The organism is Paenibacillus sp. TSM33, from assembly GCF_056099025.1.
The window spans coordinates 106,557-128,635 of sequence record NZ_JBLZXB010000010.1 but is presented as its reverse complement, the minus strand read 5'-3'; the positions used below and the strand labels follow the sequence as shown (position 1 = coordinate 128,635).

Below are 22,079 nucleotides of genomic sequence, written 5' to 3'. Positions count from 1 at the left end.
TTAAAGTATTTCCCGAATCTGTTCTCTAATCGAATCCTCCGCTTCAGCTACCGATAAGCGGCGAAGGCGCTCTGTCGTTGCCTCTCCCCACAGCTCAGAGGGCCATTCCTTGAGTACATGAAGCGCTGCACGGCGATTGGAGGTCACCGGACTCCAGAGTCCGGCAGCAACTAGCTCTTGCCCCATTCCTTCGTAAGAAGACAATTGCTGAAGCAAAATACCCAGACACTGATGCGCTTCATACTCCGGTCCAAAGCCTGGCACATCAGCAGGACCAGAAGCAATCTCTTCCAGAGGCAAGCGATTTTCTGCAAAAGCCACCAGCTTACGAGCCCGTTGTTCATCCTCTGTCCTGATGAGTTCAAAGTACAGATTAGGCTTGACTGGGTATTGGCTTAATTGATCAAATAGCACGGGCCATACATCTAGTGCTAGCATTCGAGCTACACGAATGGCATAGTGGAGATGCGGTGAATTTGCATGCTGTAGCTCCTGTTCTACCGGCTTTACCCACTGTGGATCGTCCATCATCTGCTGGCATATCGACGCGTAACGTTTACGCAATTCCGGCGTCCATTCATGCTCATAACGTGCCTCCCATGAATCGTCTTCTTCACCCAGAAAATCCGCAATATCCATGATGATCGTAAAATGCTTCACAGTCGTACACATGGCCTTAGCATGGCGAAGGTAGTTGCCTATGACCATAGCGGCATGCTCATAATCATCTATACTTTCCGCAGGTCCGCCTGCTGCCAGCAAAGCTGATAGAATATCACCCGCCCCGTCAAACAAATCCTGATCAATGTGCGGTACAGCGATGGCTGTATGCAGTTCGCCTTTATGAGCGCACTCATAAGCAAGATACTCATACATGACATTGTTACGGAATCCTTCCCGTAATAACCAATCACGTATTTCCTGCCGTGTCGGCTCCAGCCGTTCTACTACGTGAATACGTCCCCAGCCATGTACCTGTGACGCTAACCTATACAACTGCTCGTTGGCCTGCTCCGAGATATTACGGATAGCTACAGCCGCATATAGCGTGAATTCATCATGCTTGGCTAGTGTTAAAATAAGCTCGTGGTGCTGATCCGTCTCCAGCAATCCAAGCAATGCAATACCAAACTTAACCACATTACGATGTGCTCCGTGTTCAGCCAGCCAACGTGCTTCCTCATACAATCGATCCGGCTGAATTGCTGGATGCTCGCGCACCGCATCTAGCAGCGGATCAATCAGGCTGAGTGCATTTTCCTCCATCAAGCGTACATACGTCTCACGTCTCGTCTTCATCCCTGGCTTCCGGCATTGTCTGGACAACAACTGCGCCAGATCCTTAATTTTGTCAGTCTCTCCATCTCCGCCAGCGCCGTGATGCCCAAACGCTCCATCCAGCCCTCCTGCCACCCAACGCATCTTGTGACCTGCCCAGTATTCTTCATCATCTGGCAAATGATCATCCGTAAGCCTACCCTGAGGGTCCAGTCCCTGCTTAATCGTTTCATAAATCGAAAGCTTACCTACCCATGGATATAACACTTCATTTTTGAATCGTCCAAACATGTTGCATCACCCTTCTGTTATGTACTGCTTCTTACTTATCGTGCTACCTTATATCCCTATAATCCTTTATTTTGGAAGTCATGAACATGGTGAAAGTATTACAAAGATGAATAAATTACCTTTTTCCTGCATCCCTTCCCTGTTAGAATAAAGGGATACTTATTTTCGGAGAACGGCTACAGAAACGGGGAATGCATCATGGCGAGAGAGAGTTTTGATAAAGAAATTCAATTCCTGCGTATGCTCACACTAACAAGCGGCGCTTATAAGCGGCAGCAATTTGCAGACAGACTTGGCATTTCGGTACATACCTTTGATAAAACGATCCGGCGTCTCAAGGAGATTGTCCAATCCGTACAACAGCAGTTGCCTGCGGAACAGGGACATGATTTTAATGAGATGCTGCGCTTTAATTATTACGAATCCGCTGATCCATTGCTGTTATTTCTGTTTCGGGCCAAATCGCTCAAGGAATCGGAAAGCGTCCGCTTATCCCTTCTGCTGACAGCGCTACAGTCACAGCCTATGACCACCATGGAACTGTTGGATGCTTGCTGCAATGGCCTGCCTTCCGACAGTTCACTGCCAGATGAGAAAACAATCCGTTCTGATCTGAAATATCTGGTCGAAGTCGGCGTGGTTCGTAAGGAGCCTGGCGGCAGACCTTATCGCTATGCTGTCCGCAATGATCTGGTGACAGAACTGACGGACGAGGAATTACTGGACTTATATGATTTTGTGGACATTATGGCCAACACCCAGCTCCCCTCTGTGCAGGGATATCTGTTACGAGATCATCTTAAAAAAGCTATGCGCCGTCAGCTCGGAGATCGTGAGATGGCAGAGCCTTTTTTATATAAATACCATTATTATTCACGCATTCTGGACGAAGCCCATATTCATCCGCTTCTGCATGCCATTCGGCAACGTCGCTGCGTAAGCTTTTTATATTTTTCGGCGTCCAAACGAAGCATGTACGGGTCACAGAACACAAACCCACGGTTTGAAAAAGAGACCGAAGGCCGTGAACATACCATTCTACCCCTGCAAGTCATCTATGATCATCAATACGGACGTTGGTATGTGCTTGGTCATGTAGGCGGCAAAGGAATCATGAAGTTTCGTATGGAGGGCATGACTCAATTGGTGGAGGGCAAGCCTGTCCCAGAGCAGCTTTATGCCGACCTGTTAGCCGTGCTGGAAGAAAAAATGCGGTACAGCTGGCTTGTTGATACGGGTCGTCCCGTGAAGGTACGGGTACGTTTTTTTAATCCTGAGGGTGCAAAGCGCAACTTTATCCGGGAACGTGTACTGTCACAGGGACAATGGGGTGCGATTACGGAGGAAGAAAGTGAATCCTTTATCTATGAAATCACAGTGAATGGAATCACTGAGATCAAACCATGGATTCGCAGCTTCGGATCAAGCTGTGAGGTATTGGAGCCCCAGCGGCTGCGTAAGGAATTCAGACAGGAATGGAAGGAGCTGCAAGCCTATTATGAGCCTGTTCGAGAAAATATTTAACTATCAGATCGTCTCACGACTGGATGAATCGGGCGCTTTTGCTACCACATCGCAGGAAAGAGTCTGGCTTAAGTCCATGCTTGCAGACTCGGCAGCGACAGAGGCTTTTACCCCCTCTACACTTGATAAGCTTCGGCAATTACTTGCAGACGACGAGCCTCTGGAGGCTGATGGCAGCCTGCGCGAAAAAGCAGGGGTTCCTGCTGCTTCGGTTTATCATCCGCTCCTGCGTGAATTACGTTCCATTCTGCGATCCCGTTCTGGCATCTGTATGACCTACAAACTGCGCAACGGACGCCTGCATGAGCGAATGTCCGGATTCCCCTATAAGCTGGAGTTTTCCATGGTCAAAAAACAATGGAGTCTGCTGTGGTACAATCGCCGACACCGCGCATTCATGTCCACCAAGCTGTCCAACATCGTAACTGTTACGGAGGATGAGATTCTACCTGAAGAAGCCGAGAAGTTTACCCAACGAATACTCGGTATACTGGAGTCGCGCAAAGAGCAGGGCATCATTGAAATCATTCCTGTATACAACGGTGAAATGTCTCGTATTTTATATGCTTTTTCCTGTTTTGAAAAAGAGGTCCAATATGTACAGGAAGCTGATACCTATCGTATTATACTCACTTTCCAGGCAGACGAGTGTGAGTATGTGCTATCTAAAATCCGTTTCCTCGGCAAACGCGTCAAGGTCGTTCAAGGCTCTCGCTTAATTTCGCGAATGAAGGAAACAACAGCCAAGGCCCTCGCACGATACGAAGAGGAATAGCTACTAAAGAAAATAAAGGATGTATTCACGCAAAGGCCCTCCCTCCGTCTGTTAATGAGACGGAAGGAGGGCCATATTAAACTACAGTACGCATAAACGAAACGAGGTCAAACACTTACATCCGCACACGTCTGCTGTAACAAGCTAGTCCGCAGTACCAGTTACGGCAAGGCTTGTCCACGCGCACTGACATACAATTGGTACCACTCTTCACGGGTCATCAGTTCGCTCTGGCGTTCGGCATCCTGACATGCTTGGATTCGTTCAGGATTGGCGCTGCCAATGACAGGCTGAATCCGTGCCGGATGCTTCATAAGCCAGCCCAAAACGATCGCTTCACGTGTCGTCCCCTTTTCAGAAGCTAGCTTCTGCACCAGTTCTGCCGTCTTACGGATATGCTCAGGCTTCCCGTCCAGCGAACCTCCGCTAAAACGCCCCTGCGCCAGTGGTCCCCAAGCCTGGAGCTGAATATCCTCGGTTTGGCAATATTCCAGCAATCCTTCGCCAAAATGTACATTCGTCCCCGCCTGCTGGTTCACATGTACGGTCTGATCTATAAAATGCAGATGTGCCAGGCTCATCTCCAGTTGGTTAACAATCAGTGGCTCCGTCAGGCTACGCTCCAAAAAGCGAATTTGGCTTACATTCATATTGGAAACGCCAAAATGCCGTACTTTGCCGGATGTCTTAAGCTCGCCGAACGCCTTCGCTACTTCTTCCGGCTCTACCAGCGGATCGGGACGGTGCAGCAGCAGGATGTCCAAATACTCAGTACCCAGACGCTTCAGGATACCATCCACGGACTCCATAATATGATCATATGAGAAATCAAAACGACCCGGGAGAGTACCATCCGGCAGAAAAATGCCGCATTTGGACTGAATTACGATTTGTTCACGCAAGCTCGGCTGTCCCTTTAAAATCCGGCCAAAAATTTCTTCCGCTTTCCCCATACGATAGATATCTGCATGATCAAACATCGTAATCCCGATGGATTGTGCAGCATCTACAGCCCTCTCCGCTTCAACGACATGCTCCTGCGTAAACGGTGCATGGCTCCATTCCCCACCAAAAGGCATGCAACCGAGCACCAGCCGACTGTCGGAGATCCCTCGTTTCTGTAAAGGCATAATCTTCATGCTGCTCCTCCTTTAATCTTCAAAGTATTCCTTCCTTCATCAACATTCGAATAGTTCGTCAAACCGCAAAAATTAGACGGAAAACATGTCGTTTCCCGTCCAATTTTTTTTTATTTTAGTTACTTATTAGACAGCCCTTCTTATATGTAATAATCAATAGCCAACTTCAGTAAATAGAGCGCGAGCAAATGCAGCGGATAAAACAAATAGAAGAAGGTTCGTGGGCCTTTTCCCCTCTCTCCATTATATCGGGATAGCAGAGGGAGTGCAAAAATACAAGCCCCGCCGATCGCAAACGGATAAAGATATTCGTTCATTGTGCTGGCGTTGATGCCCATGATGCTGAGCGAATCGGGAACAGCCCATATAATGATGACTCCGAAAATGAACATAAGCGCAATTATTGCAATAATCCATCCGTTGTAAATCTTCTGTTGTTTGCGAGCCACATAGAAAGCCAGAACCAGGAACACTCCAATTACACTCCAGTCTCCCAAAAAAGAGACTACGCAAAGAGCCGAAATCGCCAAGTATTTAAGTACAGGATTGGTCGTGTTGTCATAGAACCATATTGCCAGTAGGCCCATCAACAACGTTAGCATGATGTTTCCCGAAGTATACCAATCTTTAAATACCAATCCGTAAGGCACCACACTGGCTAGCCCGGTTAGAGCAAGACGCATTGTATATTTTTTGAAGCTTCTGGTATGGATATATCCTTCGGCTACAAAAAAAGCCATGATAGGCAATGTAATTCTGCCTACCACCTTAAAGCCCAAAAAATCGGCAAAAAATAGCCCTCCAATATGATCAATTAGCATTGCCAATACTGCAATTAATTTTAAACTGGTGGCATCAATGCCTTTCACCTCTGCTTGAACGGATAATCTTTGTTCCATATTCCTCCCCTTTTCTTCCCGAAGGACTATGCCCTCCGTATCTATTCTATTCGTAAACAGGTCTGTTCAGGAGGCTCCGGTCTCCCATCTTATCTAAGAGGTGCTTCAACAATTGGCGGGAAACGGGAATAATGCGCCTTGCTTCTCCGGAATTCTGATTGGTTTGAAAAATGATCTCCTTCTTGCTCTTATCTATAGATTCCACCTTCATCAGGTTTACGATAAATGCCCGATGACACCGGAACAACCTTGGGTCCTTAGCCTCAATATCTTTCAGATCGCCGTAAAACTCAAGAGTTCTGTTTTCGGAAACCAGACGGATTTTGTGGGGAACACCTGTTGTTTCAAAGTAATAAATGCTGGAGAAGGAAATTTGAAATTTCGTAAATTTATTGTCGAGTATAAACCAATCATTGACATCCAACACAGGCTTTCTTTGATGGGCAACAACAAGAACTTCTCTGACCTTTTTTTCCATTTCATCCTGAGTAGCATCCTTGATAATGAAATCAAGAGCTGCTACCTTATATTGGAAGGTAAGCGGAGACAGATGACCGTGGGTAGTTACAAAGACAATATGCCCATACATATCATATTTTCTGATTTCCTGGGCAACTTCCAGTCCCTTCATCTGACAACCAGAGATTTCAATATCAAGGAAATACAAGTTATTCGCACAAGCTTTAGATTCAAAAAGCAGGAGATCCGGCTTACTGGTGGCAATGAGATTGCTGCAGCAGATGCCAAGTTCCTCGCAGCTTTTACGGACCATCTTTTCCATTATGCGCTGCTGGATAAACTGATCTTCCAGAATAAAAATATTCATGATGTCGCTCTCTTTATAATTAATGTTTGCGTGAAAAAATCCGGTTCCTTTTTGGTATCCAAAGTTACATACTTGTTGCTGCGCAGCACCTTTGCTATATTGTACAAGCCAAGACCTCGATTGTCCGCTTTCGTTGAAAAGTTCCGTTTGTAGAGATCATTCACCTTAATCCCGTCAAGTGCAGAATGATTATAAGAGTTTCGTATCGTCACCGTCTGAATATCGTCTTCATGGATCAGCACAATATTTATGGACGGATTGCAGGTCTCTAGTGCCGCATCGATTGCATTGTCCAGGAAACAAGAGATTACTCTGCAAAGGTCTATAATATCCATATACATTTCACTGATACCACTATCAATTTCCAGTTTTACGTCAACTCCACGCTTCTTTGCCACCAGCACCTTGGATGTAATAATACTCTTGAGCTCACTCACGTCCAGATTAATCAGGTTATCCAGACTATAGGAATATCCGTTCAACTGTGAGGCAGTAGGTTGGATAGAACTCTCATATATCCGCTTGATCATCGCCAAATCCCCAGTTCTGATCCCCTCGTCCAGCATTAACAGGATATTGGTATAGTCATGTTTGAAGCCGCGGATGTCTTCGTACATTTTTTCAATCTCCATAATATAAGCCTCCAGCTGCAGGTATTGTTCCGTCTTGTTCTTCTCTAGCTCACGTTCACGCAGGAAGCGATACAGCCAATTGATCGTCATCAGGAAGATGGAGGTCAAGCCGATCAGCATCAACACAATCTTTAATCTGCTTGGATACGGATTGTTGCTTTCACACTCCGAATAGATAATCAGTCCTAGTCCGATGATCCCCAAGACTAAGATTAAAGAAGCTCCGACGATAAGCTTAATCCGATATATCTTCAAAAGCCTGACCGCCGGAGTAGGAAACAAATAAGACACAAGCTTTCGGAGCGCCAAGTAGATCAGCGGAGGTGAACAAGCGGTTAGGAAGGGCGCCGTCCATTTGTTTTTATATTCATAAGGAACCGCATAGCTGATTACCGTTATGAAATAACCCAGCAGTGTCGTAATGAAGATGGTAAGGATGGCGTAGAAGCCTATGACCCACAAGGATTCATATTTGTCGGTCAACCATCCGTATAATGCCAGTAGCACAAATAGAAATAGGTAAACAATCAGTCCGAAGTTATTCAGAGCTGTTATTCCGATAAAATAATACATGACTAAAAACAGCAGCAGCTTATAATTCATACGGAAAACGCTTAGACCATTGCCGCTGACCATATGATATATTACAAGATAGCTGGTGTATTGCAAAAAATAAATGCCGGATGTAATCATTTTTTGTTCAATTTCCAAACTTTTGGGTTGACTGGTTCATAGAACAACCCGAAACAAATTCCTCCTCCTTCACCTCTTTTACTCATATGCTCCAGTAGCTTAGCCTTGAGTCTCTGAGTATGGTTGTTTCTGTATTCTTTAATATTCTTGATATTGTTCATAATTGGCATAACTCCTTCTCATTATGGAATAGAATACTGGTGTGATGACAACTGCTTCAAGAAACAGCCCAAATATTAACCAAGGATAAAAATCTAGTGCGATGGCCATGAAAACAAACACTATACTTAAAAAGATAGCTTGTAATCTGCATGCTCTTCTGAACTTCGGATCTACCAATGGATTGCACTCCGTATCGGCCGGAGCGTATCTGACAATCAGAATGATAGAAAGCAGACAGAGCGTCGCCAAAAAAAAGCGGTTCCATTCTACTTCCTTTAAGAGCCAGGGAACAAACACAAAGGTCAGTAGACTGACCCAGGTGCAATGATGCGACTTGCGAGCATGCCAGCCAAAGGACTTTCGCCGGACCACTGTATAGGAAAGCAGCATCGCAGCCGTTTCGGCTAATACACCGAGCAAACAGGCACTGATCAATACAAGAAGTATTTTTTCTGTGCCAGCCAGTATGTTCTCCAGATAATAAAGCACATAAGCACGCTTCTCCGCTTCCAATTCTTCGTCTTGAAAGTATTTATCAACGATCCACGTTGACAATTGATGATACAACGCCACCGCCCCTCCCTAACTTAATTGTGCGGGAAGCTGGAATTGAACATAATCACGATATTTATCATGCCAACTCATTAATTCGTGATGCGTGCCTACCCCCGTTACTTCTCCTTTATCCAAAAAGATTATCTGGTCCGCTTTGTAGATGGTTGACAAACGATGAGCGATAACAATGGTCATTTTATTCTTGGAGAGAAGCTTGATCACATCATGGACGAGCTGCTCTGACTCGCTATCCAGGTTGGCGGTAGCTTCATCAAACAGCAGAATCTCATGGTCTGAAAGCAAGCATCTGGCAATCTGGATTCGCTGCTTCTGTCCCCCCGATAATTTGACTCCCCTTTCTCCAACAAAGGTATCCAAACCATCCGGTAATTGATAAATTACCTCCTTCAAGCCTACTGTATCAAGAGCCGCATAAATCTCATGGTCATCCGCGTCTCTGTTTAGGCCATATACCAGATTGTCTCTCACTGATCCTACCAGTAAGTCACTATCCTGCATAACATAGGATATTTTGCGACGCCATTCTTCCGTCCTAATCTTATCCAAATATACATTATTGTAATAGATTTCTCCATTATATTCTGAGTAAAATTTCTCTATTAAAGAAAATATTGTTGTTTTTCCCGAGCCGGAAGGCCCTACGATCGCTGTAGTGGTACAGCCTCTGAAGGTTAACTCCACGTTGGATAATACCGGTTGGCCCTGGTTGTACGAGAAAGAAACATTGGCAAAATGCAGGATATCCGAATTCTGATCATGACTTTTCATGTCCGGCACACTGCCTAACTTTTCTTGCTTCTCATCTTGCTGGTTATATATGGTATAAATTTCCTTACTTGCTCCCTTGGCCTTCTGATACTGCGAGAAAAAACTGCTGAGCTGGGTCAGAGGCGAAACCATTGTAAACAAATAAAAGATCATAGATACCAGAGTACCTGTAGTGATATGTCCAGCGGCAATGCCGGCGCTTCCATACCAAAACATTCCTACCAAAGCTAGCATGATGATAATTGTGACAATCGGCTCAATGACAGCTGACAATATTCCCTCTTTGATGTTCAAGCGAAAGATACGTCCAAGTATCTCCCGAGTATATTTCATTTCAAGCTTTTCCGACGTCGTCGCTTTAATGAATCTGATGTTATAGAGAATTTTGGATAACTCACCGGAAAAGTCTGCGGCTGCATCCTGTGCCTCAACTGCTACCCTATTCATCCTTCTTCCAATGGGATAGATTAGTAGCGCCGTTATAGGAATCAGAGCAACGAGTACACTCATTAATCTCCAATCCAACACAAATAACATGATGATGCAACCAGTGACCATCAGGACATCAGCCAGAATAGAAGGCAGAGTAATAGCCAGAAAATTACTTACAATAGCAAGGTCGTTCGTCATTCTGCTGATGATTTTGCCGTTCTCATTGTTATCAAAATAATTAACCGGCAAATGGATAATTTTTTCCCAAATTTTCAGTCGCAGTTCCTGAAAAAACTTGCTCCCCACATATCTGAGGAGCAGAGAAGACACAGCGTTTAAAATCCCTCCGGCCAGAAACAGCGAAATAAGCACAGCTGCGGTCTGGATCGTCAGCTCCATAGCTGAGATCTTATCGACAAGCTTGCCTGTCATGATCGGCAATACTAATGAAAAAGCGGCGGAAATCAGTGTAAATACGATGCTCCAAGCAAGCGCAAGCTTGGGCCATCTCGCAATTTTGATTAACTTCAGCAAGGAATGGGCCGTTTGTTTTTCTTCACCGATCTTTTTATATGCCGTGCTCTCCATATTCAATTCCATTATGGCTTAATCACCTATTTCTCTTTGTGATTTTCGTATTCTAGCAAAAACTTCATTGCCATTGTATAGACACCTGCGGCTATCGCTACCATGACAATATAGGAGAGCGACAGCTTGGTTCCTATCCAGTCCGTTTGATTGCTTAACTGGAACAGTAAGAAGCACACGGCGCTTCCGGCAAGAAACTCCAAAGAGTAGGAGAATTTCCGCACTCTCTTCAACCTATCTAGTATAATATCCACTATAATTACAGCGGATGTAAGCATAAAAGAAATTTTATACAGCATAATCTTATCTTCAGCAACAATCTGCTGATCCTCAAAACTTGCAAAGTATCTGGCCAAAATTGTACCGATTACTAGGTATAATACGACAACTAGGACATTTATTCCGACACATTCGGCTGTGCTGTAGGTAATAGTCCCTTCGCTTCGTTGAACCAGGGTCGCTGCCAAGCTTGAAATAAACAGGACCAGAAACCAAATATAAAAATATGCATCCAGTTGAAAAGAGAGAAAATCGGTAATCAGTCCCACCATGACTGTAATAATTTCTTTTAATAAAATGAACATTACCGTCTCCTCCTGTTAGCTAAATACCAGCATCTGCTTCCATGTACTCAAGTTCTCATTATCACAGGTCAGCAGTGTCAGCAATACACCTGCACATCCATCGAGCAGCCCAACTTTATCGAGAGATAACGGATCATCGACGCTTCCCTCAAGGTCTATAAAAGGTACTCCCTCACCAGTATTTCGATATGATAACAAACGATGCAAAAATTCATCCTTAAACGGCATGGCTGCCGCACGGCTGAAATGGTGCTGAATCAGGACCAAGCCTGCATAGCCGTGACAGATCGTCGGTGAAATTACCTTTCTTAGCGAATCTGGTCTGGAGTAGACGGTATTGAACAATTGCAGAGCCTGCTGCTGCAGCGCTTTGTCCTCCAGGGCCAATCCCAGCCGGAACATAGCCACAGAAGCTCCCGGTGTGCCGTAACACCATGCATCTCTGTGATAACCTGGATTCCGACTAGTCTCTGCGGATTCATCCGGTGTGAACATATTAGGTATGACAAGGGTGCCGTTCCACTCCCTGATACTTCCGTGTAGAAAAGTCTTGGCAACTTCCAGTACTTCTCTCAATCCAGTTAACGGGTAGCGGCGGAGATGTGCAACGGCCAGCAGATTAATGGCTCCTGTAATTCCGTGCGCCATGCCAAGATTATAATAAATGGTCTGTTCGGGAAGTTCCTCGAAATGTCTCAGCTTGCCTACAGCATCCGTAATCAGTTGAAGTATCTTAAGGAGCACTGCATCCAGCTTCCCAACGTATCTGTCCTGGCGTTCCTTAACCTCCATTAATGTAGCTGCAATCCCCGTCCAGCCTGAAATCAAATCCAAGTCGCTATCCTCAATCAAAGAGTCTTCCAATTTCCCCCTTGTCTCCTCATAGAACTCCCCGTAGCTGCTAAGAAACATATCCAGCGTCTGCGAGAGCACATTTGTATATCTTGTTGAACCTCTTGAACACTCGTTGAACAGATAAATAACGCCTGCTAGTCCGGTATACAGTGACAATGAATGGAACGGTATATTACCGATTAAACGCACAATCTCCTGATTGTACTTGAAAGCAAGCGCAGCCCACCCTTCCCCCGGGTAAACTTCATCTAGCTTATCCAGAAGAAGGCTGATCCCGGGGTATCCTGAAGCCAGCGATATCAGCTCCATTTCAGGGTAATCATGCATGGCGTGCTTCTTGATTAGCAGGGTTACAGTATCTATATCTTTGTAAATTTCTGCGCTTTGCCTGACTATTTCAGATAAATTTCCCGGGACTTGTTTGACCGCCATAAGCTCCTCCTCAATAGGCAACATGATATTTGCTTACCTGTAAATAATCTTCCAAACTGAAGTAGCATAGGTGTAGGGCAAGCTCTTCTTTTTCCCGGTCCAGGCCGAACACTCTGTTGCAGAACATGTGCATGATGCTGAACATAATATCATCGTAGTAATTGGTTCTGTCGTCAGCTTCCCGGATAGCCGTGAAATATGCAGCGTATTGCCGCAACCTATCGTCTTTATCGCTTGCTGGCAAGGATATGGAACGGGTCTGTTGAATCCTTTGGAATAGCGCTTCTTTGTGTTCCCGGTACTCCTGTCTGAATTTCTTCGGATCAATAATCGCAGCCATAGCCTTCAATTGATCTTCTGCCAGCGGATACGCGCAGTTCACAACCTCAAAAAGTCCGGTGCAGCAAAATAACATCTGATCGGTTGCATTAATTGACCTCTTGCCTGCATAATAGCCTGAAACTAGATAAGAATCGATAGCAAATAACCTCTCCGCTTGTTCAATGAAGGCTGTGCCGCCATACCGCAAAATTTCAGGCCGGTAAGGAACAACCGAATAGGAACTAACCAATCCGGACGAGGTTACAGTATTCAGGAAATCAAAAACATAGTTCAAGGCCGTGAAACGCTGATGCTCTACGCTTCCCGACATTTTGCACCTTAGCCTGATATGCGGCTCCTTATCTGCATACTGGACAAAAAAAACCTGGTCAATGAAGTACTCGGCGCTATTGTCCATGAATGTCTTAAATGCACTGCCCAGCAAATCGGTTAGCAGTTCCTGATTGTAATATACCTGCAGGGATATCCAATCCGAACCTGGATAATAAACGGCATTCACCGAAGAACTCAGCACTTTATTTAAGCTTTTATCGGTAGCCTGTGCAGACAATCTGTCTATCGGCAAGTACTGAAACATCGGGCTTTTGCAAAAAAATACGCACTCCTCCATATACCGGTTAACGGAAGCGAACAATTCTTTCTCCGTCTCCATAATAACAGCCGCCTTGCCTTCCGGATTCCGCGTATATTCTTTGTGCAAAAGCTTTCGATGATGATGGCGATCCAAATCCAGCAATAGCTTATTGTCCAGCTCCACCAAATATACATATCGCGGAATGTTATACTTTATGATCCAATCCTCCAAAAAGGCCAAAAACTGTTCTTCGCTCTGGAGCCGTTTATCCGCATATAATGTCCATTTTTTAGGGCAGATGATGATATTTTTATAGATTACTCTCGGTGTAAAAGAAGAATCATAGAGATACTCCTCCAGATGGGACCATCCGGTCTGATACTGCAGATTAATATCATTCAGAAACCGGATCAGATAAGGCGCCAGCTCTGTATTGTACATACTGCTGAGTTTCGGAAATACCAGTTCGCCTGTTTCCCTGTGCTTTAGATAAAAGTATCCCGAATCCTCCACCCCTACCAGTAGTTGGGAAATATCCAAATTCCGATTCTCGGGGAACGTGGCCATATCCATGGATTGATCCGGTGTTGCGCCTGCCGTCATAATATTAGTTATTTTGGGGCTGAATGGGTAAAATGAGATTTCAGCGGCGCTCTCCCCTGCTTTCTGATCCTTCGGGTTCCTGACAAAACGGAAGATGTCATCACGGCTATCTTTGTCAAACATGTAGGCAAATCTTCCGAAGCTTTGACACGCTTCCAATGATCCGGCTCTGTTGTTTAAATAAAACGTAACTTCACCTTGTTCATTCTCCATGCAGGAATAATACAAATCGAACGAGACATGGACATTCTCCAGACTCAATTCAGACAGCTGTTGGATTTTGGCCTCGTCAAGCACGATATCCGAATGATTGGCAAGCGCTTCAGTCTGCCACTCCGCAATTAGCGCCTTGAGCTGTCGGAACCTGCCTTCATCCTTATGCCTGTACTTATCTCCGTTCTGGTAGTGGCTCTTGTACTCTTCAGGTTTGCCGAGCCCCAACGTCTTACTGAACAACTGCAATAAGGGCACTTCTTCATATACTCCGTACTTCTCAGTAAATTGCTGACGATAGTCGGAAAGTGTATCCTCTTTCCTGTACGTAGAAAGCATGCTCAATATTGAAGCTACTTGGGCCAACGCTTGCCTATCGCTGTCCGATAAGTGAATTTCATTTGCTTGATTCAGCCTTACGTCTATTTTGACCAAGTCGCCCTGATAATCGGGAAGGATAAGCTGGACTAGTTTTCGGACAGCCTCAATGCCTTCGCGTTTGACCGCAGCAACTGTGATGTCCTGAATGGCATGTCCAACTCTCTCCAAAATATCTGCGTAATATGCTGCCTTGGGAGCAGCGAGCATCTTCAGTGTACGGATCAGATGCTCCAAAGGAGTGCTATCCCGAGGATTGGGAATCATCTCACTTACCAAAAAGCCTTGTTCTATCAATTGCTGCAAAAAATCTGTGCTGATCGTGTCATCCACGCCGAAGGCATCTTTTATAGCTTGCATAAGCTGCAGAAAAGTCTGCTGCTCTTTATCAAGGATCTTCATGATGAAATCTATGACCGGGGTTTTGAGAATAGATATATTTTCAGTGCTTCGTTCCTCCTGATCTGCTGCAAACAGAGTCTGATAAGAGATGACGAGCCTGTGATGGTCAATGTAAGAGGTGTTATTTACACTCAGTCTCAATTCATTGCGGACATCCGCATCCCCATGGAAAAGCCCTATTAAGCGGTAAATTAGGCTATAATCCGGAGTTGCCCAGACGACATGTTCTCCGTCGCCTCCCGTGTTTCCAAATCGGGAAATGCCTACTCCCGCGAACAGTCCAAACGGTGTTGGTCTACAAATTGCCCGCGAAATGAACTTGCTTAGACTAAGGATAAGATTCCGCTTTTTTTTGGACTTCAATGTTCTGCCTTGTTCCAGGCTTTGCAGTGCAGCGTAGGTCGAGGGGCTGGAGACATAAATGGAATCCATCAACCCTTGCTGCTGAACGAACCGTACAAGTCTGTCAAGATATTCATCATCGTCTAGTTGTTCATGATCAAATATCCGCGTATAATACTCCATGCCAAGCAACGTCTTCCGGTACATGTAATTTTCCGAGATTTCAAAGTTTTCCAACATGCAATCAACCTCTCATCTGTCTTAAAGCACGAATTGAACCGGCAAGGCTTACTTCATAATAATTCCGCTGAACATCAATCGGTCTCGCGCCTTGACGGAGCAGACACTCCATTTCTGTGCGCCCGGCATTCATCCCCTGCGCGATAAGCTCTCCGCTAAGAGAGGCAACAACTCCGCTGAATAAGGCGCTGGCAATACTCGTACCGATACCTACTGTGTATGCTTTGTCAAATCCCAGCACTTCGTATAAATAATCCTCTGTGTCGAAGCTTGATTTGGCAACCATTACCCAATCATTGTTGTAATTGATTTCATACTCATCACCACTCGGCGCAAAAAATTGGCCGCTGAGCGTATTACTGAACCCGGAGATATCCCCGTTCTTATTAGTTGATCCAATTGGGTATACTCCCTTTAAATTCGCAGGCACTCTGTACTCCTGCGTAATATCGCGTCCATCGTTTCCTGCGGAACAGACTACCCAGATGCCTTGCGCATTAGCGCAGTCAACCAAAGCCTGAAACCGATTGAACTCGAATAAGTCGACCTCATATTCTGTACGATAGCTGATGTTGATAATTGGATATCCTTTAGCAATACCCTCTTCCAGCGCTCTATACAACCATTCAAGCTTGCTTATTCCTTTTTTGTCCGTAATTTTGTAGACAACAACCCGAGCGAAAGGGCATATCCCCTTCAATATATATTTGCCGGTAACAGAGCTAACCATTTTTGTACCATGCCCGACGTAATCGCTTAGACAAGGCTCATAAGGTACAAATGACTTGCATTCTGCCTCAACTAGATTACCTTGGATCTCTGAGTGGGATTTATCGACGCCTGTATCAATAAACAGGATAGTAAGCGGCTGACCAACAGTTGCACCACAACTAAAATGATCGGTCAGCCGGGCTACATGCCAATTGTATATATTAGGTTTTATCATGCAATCTCCATAATGTAAGTAGGGGTAGCCCATTTCACTACCCCTGACTTACGAATCGCTTATGAATTATTTACAATTGGAACAAGAACCGGTACAGATACAGGTAAGAGTTTTACATACTGCTTTGGATACCTTAATGGTTGTCTTGATGATTGAAGCTTGTGGGCTAAGCTCACTGGCCTCATAGCTCTTTCTTAAATCAAGGTCAAACATTTGATCTACTTTCATTTTCCTCTTCCTCTCTGAATTAAATTCTAATAAACATGATTTCAGTGGTACCCCTTAATCATGTTTATTGTGAGTGACTGTATGTCATATCTTGCTGTCGATGAATAAAGAATATATCTAATTCTCCCGTTTTTTAAACTTTATTCCTAAAAGGTATTCCAAACCTCCTAAATTGCAGTCATTTTGCTTCCCATGCGGCATGACAAAAAAATACCGACACAGAGCGGAACGATTGACGCTTAGAGCATGACGTATGCTTGCAAGAATCCGGTAGTTCCTATACAGGTGTCTCGTATAAATCGGCTGAAGAAGAGATGCTTAGCAAGAAGCGCTCGCCCTATGTTTACGATATGCTGGTTCTTGTGGACGAACTGCGATTCAAACAGGACATGGCTGTAAAGGAACTGACTGACGCACTACATGTACGCGGCATCCCAACAAGTACCCAAAATCTGTTGAGCAATATCAGTTCTTTTTGCTGCATCTTGATGACCATATTCGTACGATACTGGCCGAAACGACGGAACAAAACGGTGACGTTCTCTTGTCTATGGATGGAGTCCAGCCGGAGATAATGAAGCATTGTACGTCTTGCGCGAAGTCTTTAATAGAAACGTAGTAGCCGCCAAAAATATGAAAAATGAGGCAGCGAGCGAATCGTTTGCTGTTCAGTAGCTTTGAATTGGATATAATCACTACACGAATATTAGAGGAGACAAATAATGTCAGCGTACATTATACTATGTTCCATAACCAGTTAAACAGTCAACTCATAAGTTGACCCGTTTGAGGCAGCTCTTGCTGAAATGGAGAATAGGCTTGGTGTTTCCTACTCTGATTACTTGGTTTTTTTCAAGAGGATCCTGAAGAAACAAATAAGGTCGAAGAACGGAACATGAACCGTGAGTCTTTTAAAATTCTCACGAATATTAGCTATAATCAACAATTAATAAGCCATAACCTTATGGATTGTGGCTTATTAATTTGTCAGGAGTGAAATTAACCTATGAATTATGGCAAGAATGTATTCAATGTTTATGTTCCTCCATTGAAAAAGAATCTACCATATCCGCCAATTCACTTTAGTTACTTCGATTAATGAGGCTGGATCTTACATATAAATGAGTCGAATCCCTTTGGCCCCGATCCCCATCTTTTCATCCGAATATCCCCATGCTCAGATAACGCTCTCCGGTATCCGGGGCAATGCAGAGTACCCGTTGGCCTGCTCCCAAACGCCGAGCTTCCTGAATGGCCGTCCATATTGTAGCTCCGCTGGAGGGCCCGACGAGAATCCCTTCCTGAGCAGCAATCGCTCGTGTCATAGCAATCGCATCCTCATCGGAAACCTGGATGATTTCGTCATACACCTCCGTATTCAGCACGGCAGGTACAAAGCCCGGACTCGTTCCCACCAGCTTATGCGGACCGGGTTTGCCCCCTGACAGGACGGGCGAGCCCTTAGGCTCGACTACAACAATCCGCAGATCCGGCAAATGCTGACGCAGCACTTCACCTGTTCCCGTGATGGTCCCGCCCGTTCCCGAAGAAGCGACGAACACATCCAGCTTGCCCTCCGTCTGCTCCAAAATTTCAAGTGCCGTGGTTGTACGGTGGATATCGGGGTTGGCCTCATTTTCAAACTGATGCGGGATAAAGCTCCCTTCAATTTCTGCCCCCAGTTCAAGTGCTTTACGAATCGCTCCTGGCATCCGTTCTTCCGCTGGTGTCAGTACGACCTCAGCCCCGTAGGCTTTTAAAATATTGATCCGTTCCTTCGTCATATTCGAAGGCATTACCAAAATTGCACGGTAACCTCGGGCTGCCGCATTCATCGCAAGACCAATTCCCGTGTTGCCACTGGTCGGCTCAATAATGGTGCCTCCCGGCTTTAGATGCCCCGCCTTTTCCGCCTCGGCAATCAGGTTGCCCGCGGCCCGATCTTTAACACTACCGCTTGGATTAAAATACTCCAGCTTCACATACACTTCCGCATCCTGCGGTCCTGTGAACCGTTGCAGCCTTACACAAGGCGTATCTCCGATTAAATCCGTAATTTTATGTACCACTTTAAGTGTCATTGTTATATCCTCCCCGGATTATTCCTTACAACATCATTCCCTATCTTCATATCATACTACCAAAAAAACATAATGGGCTCCCTCCAACCTGTCGCTTTTATAAATTACACAAACCTTATCAGATTAGTATGTAAAATTCTTGCAAAATGGGTCGCCAGATGTCGGCTGGAATGATATACTCGCATTACTATTTTTTCAGGAGGATACAAGAAACTTATGAGTACTCAAGAAAATATGACAGCTAATCGCTTTCCCCCCTCCTTGCTATGGTTAACCCTTGGTGCCTTCGCCATCGGCATGACCGAATTCGTCATTATGGGACTTCTGCCCAATGTAGCCCATGATCTTCATGTTACGATTCCGCAAGCCGGGCAATTAATCACCAGTTACGCGCTTGGTGTAGCCATTGGTGCACCTGTGCTTACTGTATTAACCCATAAGGTTCCACAAAAGAAGCTACTGTGTCTGCTGATGTCCATATTCATTTTAGGAAATCTGTTTTCCGTCATTGCTCCTAACTACGAGCTTCTGATTGCGGCCCGTATGGCTACTGCGTTATCGCACGGAACCTTCCTGGGTGCCGGTTCCCTGATCGCTGCCCGGCTGGTTCGTCCGGATAAGCGAGCAGGGGCCATCTCGATGGTGCTGGCCGGATTGACGGTAGCGAATATTATTGGCGTGCCCTTTGGCACCTTTATCGGGCAGCAGCTCGGCTGGCGCGCTTCCTTTGGAGCCATTGTGGTTATCGGCTTAATTTCTCTCTTTGGTATCATTCGGTATATTCCAGTGATTCATCAGGACAAGCCTTCCAGTCTCAAACAAGAAGTCAAAAGCTTATTCAATCCAAAAGTGCTGCTGATGCTGCTCACAGGTGCAGTCGGCTGTGGTAGCTTGTTCACTGTCTTTACGTACATTACGCCCATGCTTACGGATATTAGCGGCTTTGCCGAGCACAGCATTACCTGGATTCTCGTCCTGTTCGGCCTAGGCGTCACAATCGGCAACATCGTTGGCGGCAAGCTCGCAGATTGGAAGCTGCTGCCCTCCTTGATCGCAAACTACGCTGTTTTGGCCATTATTTTAGCTATTCTGACGTTTACGCTTCAAAACAAGGTACTGGCCGTTATTACTGTCTTCATTTGGGGAATTGCCGCATTCGGCATCATGCCGGGGATTCAGGTTCGCATTATGAATTTGGCCTATGAGGCTCCTTTGCTGGCCTCAACCTCCAGTCATTCCGCATTGAATCTGGGCAACGCAGGTGGTGCTTTTATCGGAGGAGTCGTTATTAATCAAATGGGGCTGCCCGCCATTCCATGGGTTGCATCACTCATTACTGTCGGCGGTCTGCTACTGATGCTGGTCAGCTACATGATGGATCGCAAGACGGCTCATACAGAAACAGCAACACATTCATAGAATCATTATTCAGTTTGTTGGACAGTGCACAGCTACCAACCGGAGCTCAGCAATAAATGATGGCGTATCTTTAAAAAGACAACAAGTTGGACGTAAACGAATGGTTCATTTTTCATAGATTGAGAGAGTATTGTCCAATCTCTTCTTCCAAATTCCTCATAGTATGACATTGTAATACTAATTTATGAGGAAAGAAGTGTGAATGATGAGCCTTTTTTTTACAAACAACACGAGTAACACGATCTATGCTGCCTATGCTTATCCTGATTCCGACTGTCATCCCATGAATTATTCTAAAATGGGCTGGTATCGGCTAGAACCTGGTGATACGAGAGAAGTATGGAGCGGGTCCGTAGGAGGAACTACATTCTATTATTATGCTGAAAATCACTCCAGTAGGTGGCGTGGTACGTACCGCACACGGCTTCCGAGAAGTACTGACCATGATTTTCATTGGTGTTGGAACGATAGCAGAGGATCATCCAGACGAGTGGGGATGCGCCGACTTGCCATTGATTCATCTGTAGACAATTACACTGTTGAGTTCAGCAGAACCAATCAAAGCCAACTGTCAACAAAGAAAACTCGTAGAGCATTACCTTCCAAATCGGAGGACTCCGGCATTAACAGAATTCCGAGAAGACCGGTTCGCTTTAAAAAAGGAACCCCTGTTCCAGTAAAGTCCAAACGATAAGTCAAAGAACCGTAACCCGCAAGATGGGCATTTTGAAAAAAAGTGACCACCTTGCGGGTTATTTTTGTTTCCATTTAGGCTCATGTACGCGAGTTGCAACCACAGTATTATGCCTCGCTGCTCAGCTTAACCAATGATCAAAAAAGTCCCGATACCCTTGCTTCATCACCTGACTTGAAAACTGTTCCATGGCGTATGCCTGATTTTCTGTAGAAACCCGGCGGGGTGAGGCGGCAGCCATATTGACCAGCTCGAACCAGTTTTTCTCGTTTCCTGAAAAAGAATGCGTAGAGCTGATGTGCCCATAGCAAGGGTGCTCCGGTTTCACCACGATCTTCCCCATCGCAAGCGCTTCGGTCAGCGGCATGGCGAACGTATCGAATTTGGAGCAGCTCCAATACACCTTCGCCGTGTTCATTAATGCAAATACCTCGTCTTGCGTCAATGCAAATTGAAGTTTTACATTGTCCGGGATGTCGTACTTCTTCATGCTCTCCTTGTAGCGTTCACCGCCAAACACCATATAGACATCCTTGTCAGGATTATGCCGCGCATACTCCAGCACCAGATCCGGACGCCGATTTTCTTCATCTCTACCAATCCACATCACCCGGTTCTCCACCACTTGTGAGGGATCAAAATGCTTTTCCACCAGCCGCTCATTAAATCCGATCGGGATGACTGTCACATCGGTTACGCCAAACTTTGAGGCCATCTCCTGCTTGAGAAAGGCAGTCTGTACGATAGCCTTGTCCACAATCTGATAAAAAGGCTTCATCATCTCATAGCCTGTCAGTGCCGGATCTGGAAAACTATGCGGAAAGAGCACGCTGTTTTTAAAAAACATGTTCAAATAAGTAAAGCCAGATACCGTATAAATAACGTGCTCAATCTGCTGCTCATGCAGTTGATCCAGTACGATGTCATAATTGACCAGGTCACCCTTTTCGTGCTCATAGCCTGGAAGCCAGTCATGGCTGCTTACATGGCGCTCCGGTGATACAAATACGATATCTACCCCCAGTTCCAATCCGATCTGCTTCAGACGTTCTGCAAAAATACGAGGCCCTTGCGCTTCAGCAAATTGTATTTTTCTCATGACCAAACCGACTTTTTTCATGGATTACTCCCTACCTTCTTTGGCTAACTATATAGAATCTGTG

19 protein-coding genes and 1 pseudogene are annotated in these 22,079 nt (G+C 45.3%); 6 read left to right on the top strand and 14 right to left on the bottom strand.

Annotation, left to right across the window (positions count from 1 at the left end; translation table 11 throughout):
* Positions 1-1,569 (bottom strand): limonene hydroxylase, encoded by a 1,569-nt coding sequence (locus tag ACN6NF_RS04675; RefSeq protein WP_474315573.1) that lies wholly within the window; start codon positions 1,567-1,569, stop codon positions 1-3.
* A 198-nt stretch (positions 1,570-1,767) separates the two neighbouring features.
* Between ACN6NF_RS04675 and ACN6NF_RS04670 the strand changes: the two genes are divergently transcribed.
* Positions 1,768-3,093 carry a helix-turn-helix transcriptional regulator gene (locus tag ACN6NF_RS04670; protein WP_474315572.1) on the top strand — a complete coding sequence of 442 codons (1,326 nt, stop codon included), beginning with the start codon at positions 1,768-1,770 and terminating at the stop codon, positions 3,091-3,093.
* Positions 3,068-3,868 (top strand): WYL domain-containing protein, encoded by an 801-nt coding sequence (locus ACN6NF_RS04665; protein ID WP_474315571.1) that lies wholly within the window; start codon positions 3,068-3,070, stop codon positions 3,866-3,868. Before ACN6NF_RS04670 ends, ACN6NF_RS04665 begins: the two co-directional genes overlap by 26 nt.
* Positions 3,869-4,029: 161 nt before the next feature.
* Here ACN6NF_RS04665 and ACN6NF_RS04660 read toward each other — a convergent pair whose 3' ends face one another.
* From ACN6NF_RS04660 to ACN6NF_RS04610, 11 genes are all read right to left on the bottom strand, one after another.
* Positions 4,030-5,007 (bottom strand): aldo/keto reductase, encoded by a 978-nt coding sequence (locus tag ACN6NF_RS04660; protein ID WP_474315570.1) that lies wholly within the window; start codon positions 5,005-5,007, stop codon positions 4,030-4,032.
* A 140-nt stretch (positions 5,008-5,147) separates the two neighbouring features.
* Complete coding sequence (locus tag ACN6NF_RS04655; RefSeq protein WP_474315568.1) at positions 5,148-5,906, bottom strand: TraX family protein; 759 nt, start codon at positions 5,904-5,906, stop codon at positions 5,148-5,150.
* Positions 5,907-5,952: 46 nt separating this feature from the next.
* A complete protein-coding gene (locus tag ACN6NF_RS04650; RefSeq protein WP_017426267.1) occupies positions 5,953-6,732 on the bottom strand; it encodes a LytR/AlgR family response regulator transcription factor in 780 nt (259 codons plus the stop codon).
* Positions 6,729-8,075, bottom strand: coding sequence for a sensor histidine kinase (locus ACN6NF_RS04645; RefSeq protein WP_474315567.1), 1,347 nt, complete (start codon positions 8,073-8,075; stop codon positions 6,729-6,731). The genes ACN6NF_RS04650 and ACN6NF_RS04645 overlap by 4 nt, the downstream gene beginning before the upstream one ends.
* 120 nt (positions 8,076-8,195) lie before the next feature.
* Positions 8,196-8,792 (bottom strand): accessory gene regulator AgrB, encoded by a 597-nt coding sequence (locus ACN6NF_RS04640; protein ID WP_231124952.1) that lies wholly within the window; start codon positions 8,790-8,792, stop codon positions 8,196-8,198.
* A 9-nt stretch (positions 8,793-8,801) separates the two neighbouring features.
* On the bottom strand, positions 8,802-10,595 hold the full coding sequence (locus tag ACN6NF_RS04635) for an ABC transporter ATP-binding protein (RefSeq protein WP_129548744.1): 1,794 nt from the start codon (positions 10,593-10,595) through the stop codon (positions 8,802-8,804).
* A gap of 14 nt (positions 10,596-10,609) precedes the next feature.
* Positions 10,610-11,167, bottom strand: coding sequence for a DUF5823 family protein (locus ACN6NF_RS04630; protein WP_474315565.1), 558 nt, complete (start codon positions 11,165-11,167; stop codon positions 10,610-10,612).
* 15 nt (positions 11,168-11,182) lie between these two features.
* Positions 11,183-12,454: a lanthionine synthetase C family protein gene (locus tag ACN6NF_RS04625; RefSeq protein WP_017426262.1), complete on the bottom strand. Its 1,272-nt coding sequence runs from the start codon at positions 12,452-12,454 to the stop codon at positions 11,183-11,185.
* A 10-nt stretch (positions 12,455-12,464) separates the two neighbouring features.
* A complete protein-coding gene (locus ACN6NF_RS04620) occupies positions 12,465-15,548 on the bottom strand; it encodes a lantibiotic dehydratase (protein ID WP_474315562.1) in 3,084 nt (1,027 codons plus the stop codon).
* Between the two features lie 4 nt (positions 15,549-15,552).
* Complete coding sequence (locus tag ACN6NF_RS04615; protein WP_240664123.1) at positions 15,553-16,494, bottom strand: S8 family peptidase; 942 nt, start codon at positions 16,492-16,494, stop codon at positions 15,553-15,555.
* Between the two features lie 66 nt (positions 16,495-16,560).
* A complete protein-coding gene (locus tag ACN6NF_RS04610; protein WP_080561132.1) occupies positions 16,561-16,722 on the bottom strand; it encodes an epilancin family lantibiotic in 162 nt (53 codons plus the stop codon).
* A gap of 257 nt (positions 16,723-16,979) precedes the next feature.
* Between ACN6NF_RS04610 and ACN6NF_RS04605 the strand changes: the two genes are divergently transcribed.
* Entirely contained in the window at positions 16,980-17,297 is a 318-nt protein-coding gene (locus ACN6NF_RS04605) for a hypothetical protein (protein ID WP_474315560.1), read from the top strand.
* 582 nt (positions 17,298-17,879) lie between these two features.
* Here ACN6NF_RS04605 and cysK read toward each other — a convergent pair.
* Positions 17,880-18,803 carry a cysteine synthase A gene (gene cysK, locus ACN6NF_RS04600; RefSeq protein WP_474315557.1) on the bottom strand — a complete coding sequence of 308 codons (924 nt, stop codon included), beginning with the start codon at positions 18,801-18,803 and terminating at the stop codon, positions 17,880-17,882.
* Positions 18,804-19,019: 216 nt separating this feature from the next.
* Here cysK and ACN6NF_RS04595 point away from each other — a divergent pair, with 216 nt between their 5' ends.
* The 3 genes and pseudogenes from ACN6NF_RS04595 to ACN6NF_RS04585 all read left to right on the top strand — a co-directional run bounded on the left by ACN6NF_RS04595 (position 19,020) and on the right by ACN6NF_RS04585 (position 20,749).
* Positions 19,020-20,222, top strand: coding sequence for an MFS transporter (locus ACN6NF_RS04595; protein WP_474315556.1), 1,203 nt, complete (start codon positions 19,020-19,022; stop codon positions 20,220-20,222).
* 202 nt (positions 20,223-20,424) lie between these two features.
* Positions 20,425-20,574, top strand: a pseudogene (locus tag ACN6NF_RS04590) (DUF1036 domain-containing protein); the annotation flags it as partial.
* A 25-nt stretch (positions 20,575-20,599) separates the two neighbouring features.
* On the top strand, positions 20,600-20,749 hold the full coding sequence (locus ACN6NF_RS04585) for a hypothetical protein (protein ID WP_474317576.1): 150 nt from the start codon (positions 20,600-20,602) through the stop codon (positions 20,747-20,749).
* A 288-nt stretch (positions 20,750-21,037) separates the two neighbouring features.
* Here ACN6NF_RS04585 and ACN6NF_RS04580 read toward each other — a convergent pair whose 3' ends face one another.
* Positions 21,038-22,036 (bottom strand): glycosyltransferase, encoded by a 999-nt coding sequence (locus ACN6NF_RS04580; RefSeq protein WP_235307374.1) that lies wholly within the window; start codon positions 22,034-22,036, stop codon positions 21,038-21,040.
* Between the last annotated feature and the right edge of the window lie 43 nt (positions 22,037-22,079).

What these genes read in the sequence shown, in the direction of transcription:
- ACN6NF_RS04615 (WP_240664123.1), bottom strand. Translation starts at nt 16,494, where the DNA reads ATGATAAAACCTAATATATACAATTGGCATGTAGCCCGGCTGACCGAT.
- ACN6NF_RS04580 (WP_235307374.1), bottom strand. Translation starts at nt 22,036, where the DNA reads ATGAAAAAAGTCGGTTTGGTCATGAGAAAAATACAATTTGCTGAAGCG.
- ACN6NF_RS04585 (WP_474317576.1), top strand. Translation starts at nt 20,600, where the DNA reads ATGCTGAAAATCACTCCAGTAGGTGGCGTGGTACGTACCGCACACGGC.
- ACN6NF_RS04650 (WP_017426267.1), bottom strand. Translation starts at nt 6,732, where the DNA reads ATGAATATTTTTATTCTGGAAGATCAGTTTATCCAGCAGCGCATAATG.
- ACN6NF_RS04625 (WP_017426262.1), bottom strand. Translation starts at nt 12,454, where the DNA reads ATGGCGGTCAAACAAGTCCCGGGAAATTTATCTGAAATAGTCAGGCAA.
- ACN6NF_RS04675 (WP_474315573.1), bottom strand. Translation starts at nt 1,569, where the DNA reads ATGTTTGGACGATTCAAAAATGAAGTGTTATATCCATGGGTAGGTAAG.
- ACN6NF_RS04610 (WP_080561132.1), bottom strand. Translation starts at nt 16,722, where the DNA reads ATGAAAGTAGATCAAATGTTTGACCTTGATTTAAGAAAGAGCTATGAG.
- ACN6NF_RS04670 (WP_474315572.1), top strand. Translation starts at nt 1,768, where the DNA reads ATGGCGAGAGAGAGTTTTGATAAAGAAATTCAATTCCTGCGTATGCTC.
- ACN6NF_RS04660 (WP_474315570.1), bottom strand. Translation starts at nt 5,007, where the DNA reads ATGAAGATTATGCCTTTACAGAAACGAGGGATCTCCGACAGTCGGCTG.
- ACN6NF_RS04620 (WP_474315562.1), bottom strand. Translation starts at nt 15,548, where the DNA reads ATGTTGGAAAACTTTGAAATCTCGGAAAATTACATGTACCGGAAGACG.
- ACN6NF_RS04595 (WP_474315556.1), top strand. Translation starts at nt 19,020, where the DNA reads ATGAGTACTCAAGAAAATATGACAGCTAATCGCTTTCCCCCCTCCTTG.
- ACN6NF_RS04665 (WP_474315571.1), top strand. Translation starts at nt 3,068, where the DNA reads ATGAGCCTGTTCGAGAAAATATTTAACTATCAGATCGTCTCACGACTG.
- cysK (WP_474315557.1), bottom strand. Translation starts at nt 18,803, where the DNA reads ATGACACTTAAAGTGGTACATAAAATTACGGATTTAATCGGAGATACG.
- ACN6NF_RS04630 (WP_474315565.1), bottom strand. Translation starts at nt 11,167, where the DNA reads ATGTTCATTTTATTAAAAGAAATTATTACAGTCATGGTGGGACTGATT.
- ACN6NF_RS04655 (WP_474315568.1), bottom strand. Translation starts at nt 5,906, where the DNA reads ATGGAACAAAGATTATCCGTTCAAGCAGAGGTGAAAGGCATTGATGCC.
- ACN6NF_RS04635 (WP_129548744.1), bottom strand. Translation starts at nt 10,595, where the DNA reads ATGGAATTGAATATGGAGAGCACGGCATATAAAAAGATCGGTGAAGAA.